Source organism: Sulfurimonas sp. (genome assembly GCF_016744025.1).
Classification (GTDB): Bacteria; Campylobacterota; Campylobacteria; order Campylobacterales; family Sulfurimonadaceae; genus Sulfurimonas.
The window spans coordinates 1-2,371 of record NZ_JADGFC010000221.1 but is presented as its reverse complement, the minus strand read 5'-3'; the positions used below and the strand labels follow the sequence as shown (position 1 = coordinate 2,371).

Genomic DNA, 2,371 nt, shown 5'->3' with positions numbered 1-2,371 from the left:
CCTTTGACTTGAGAGTAAGCCTTATCAGCTTCTGCAGAAGTGATATCTTGTTTTAGATATTGCCATATCATAAAGTTTTTTGCACGGCTTTGAGGTTTGGATTCTATATCTTGAAGAGTTATACTAGCATCTAGAGATGCTAGTATAAAAAATAGTGGTAAAAAAATCTTAATCATGATTATAAAGAGTGAAGTAGGGGACTCAATAAAACAATGATAACTTGAAGAGCAATGATAATAACAAGTGGCGCTAAGTCTAAACCATTGAAATCCGTTCTAATAAATCTTCGCACAAGTCTGTATGCCGGTTGAGTAACTCTATGAAGAAACATAACCACAGGATTATATGGGTCTGGATTTACAAAACTTAAAAGTGAGGTTACAATAATAACCCATACATAGATATTTACAAGACTAAGGATTATTGAACCAAGTCCTTGAACGATTTCCATTAACATATTCATTTTACAATCTCACCTATATAGTTTTTTATATATTTATATATCTCAGCAATATCTGGACCATCTTGTGCACCTGTTAGTAAACAACGTAACGCTTGAGAGAAGTTTTCATCTTTAAGTCCAGACTTTTTCATTATATAACTTTGAAACTCATCATATTCTTTAAAGTGTGGTGCACCTTTTATAGTCTTAGTAATTAACTCAGCAGCCTCTTCAAACTCTTTAGGAATCTCTTTAACTGAAAATATAGATTCTATTTTTGACTTCAACTCTTTTGTTGTTGATGCTTCTTCTAAGTATACTTTAGCAAGCTCACCAATGTTTGCATCTGCAAAACCAACATATCTTGAAAGTTCTGTAGCTTCCATATTATTAAGATGCGCCTTGTTAATATCTCTTAAAGTATCAAGACTAAAGCGAGCAGGGCTCTTAGACAGATTATCTAAAGAAAACCATTCTATTGCATCTTCAATATTAAATATCTCTTGAGGAGTCGTATTTCCAATTGATATTAAATAATTTGAAATAGCACTTGGTAAAAAACCTTCTTCTAAAAGCCACTTAACATTAGAAGTGCCATCATTTAAAAGAGTAGGAATATGAGCGTATTGTATCTCTTTTTCATAACCCAAAGAAGCTCGAATATGAGCTTGTTTTGGAGTGTTGTTTAGATGTTCTTCGTTACGAATAACTAAAGAGATATCATTTAACATATCATCAACTGCGCATGCAAAGTTATATTTAGGAGTTTTGTTTTGATTCATGATAACAAAACTATCAACAGCATCTACATCAAAGCTTATATCGCCTTTTATAAGGTCGCTAAGAGCTATATCTTTTTCTGGTCTACTTAGTCTAATAGTGAATGGACTCATATTATCTATTACCAATTCATTAGGTAGATTTCTACAAGCATCATCATAACTATATGCTTTTTTATTCTTTTTTGCTTCTTCTTTTTTCTTATCAATCCAATTAGAAGAACAAAAACAACTAAATGCTCTTTTTTCATGAACTAACTGAAGAGCCATAGCGGAGTGAAAACGAACACTTTCACTTTGGTATATAACTTGAGAGTACTCAATACCAAAAAGACCTAGCAAGTCTACAATTTCTTGATCTTTACCTTCTATATTATTTTCTTTATCTGTATCTTCAATACGAACGATAAAGTCTTCACTTTTTTGTTTTGAAACAATATAGTTAAATAAGGCAACTCTTAAGTCGCCTATGTGCATATCACCAGTCGGACTAGCTGCAAATCTTAGCATTAACATTCCTAAATAATATTTTTTTGAATTTTATCCAATATTTACTTATAATCTATAAGGTTTAAGACATTAATCACAAGAGAAAGTTTTTTATATCTTTCTCTCTAATCTTGAAGAGTAATAAGAGATAGGGTAGGTTAAAAGTAAATATCCAAAAGCCAATGGAATATAACTCTCTAAAGTAGAATAAGTGTAAGCATTAACCTCTTGTGCATTCATTGTAAACTCTGAGACAGAGATAATTGATAAAAGAGATGAATCCTTTATAATAGATGCAAACTGTCCAGCAAGAGGAGGTAACATTCTCTTAAATGCCTGTGGGAAAATTGTATATCTATACATTTGCCAATCTGATAAGCCAAGTGCTATAGCAGATTCATACTGATCATTTTCAACACTTTTTATACTAGCTCTTATGATCTCAGATATATATGCGCCTGCAAACAAGGATAATATAACTATTCCTACTGCATAACGATTATCTAATCCTAAAGCATTTGCAAAAACATAAAAAAAGATAAGGATTTGAACCAATAGCGGTGTTCCGCGGATCACTTCAATAAACATTCGTGAGATAAATCGTAAAAGTATTAATTTTGAGTTTTGACCATATGCAAAAAATAGTCCTATAAAAAAACTC

General features: G+C 31.5%; 3 protein-coding genes. All 3 read right to left on the bottom strand.

Annotated elements, in window-relative coordinates; all coding sequences use genetic code 11:
• Positions 1-178: 178 nt before the first annotated feature.
• Entirely contained in the window at positions 179-463 is a 285-nt protein-coding gene (locus QZZ48_RS15430) for a YggT family protein (protein ID WP_294967145.1), read from the bottom strand.
• The gene (gltX, locus tag QZZ48_RS15425) at positions 460-1,731 is read right to left on the bottom strand and encodes a glutamate--tRNA ligase (protein WP_294967144.1); all 1,272 of its coding nucleotides are present in this window, start codon (positions 1,729-1,731) and stop codon (positions 460-462) included. Before gltX ends, QZZ48_RS15430 begins: the two co-directional genes overlap by 4 nt.
• 90 nt (positions 1,732-1,821) lie before the next feature.
• The coding region (locus QZZ48_RS15420; RefSeq protein WP_294967143.1) for an amino acid ABC transporter permease at positions 1,822-2,371 on the bottom strand (550 nt) is incomplete at its 5' end.

Excerpts from the sequence above, each read along its gene's own strand:
- QZZ48_RS15430 (WP_294967145.1), bottom strand. The coding sequence starts at position 463 with ATGAATATGTTAATGGAAATCGTTCAAGGACTTGGTTCAATAATCCTT.
- gltX (WP_294967144.1), bottom strand. The coding sequence starts at position 1,731 with ATGCTAAGATTTGCAGCTAGTCCGACTGGTGATATGCACATAGGCGAC.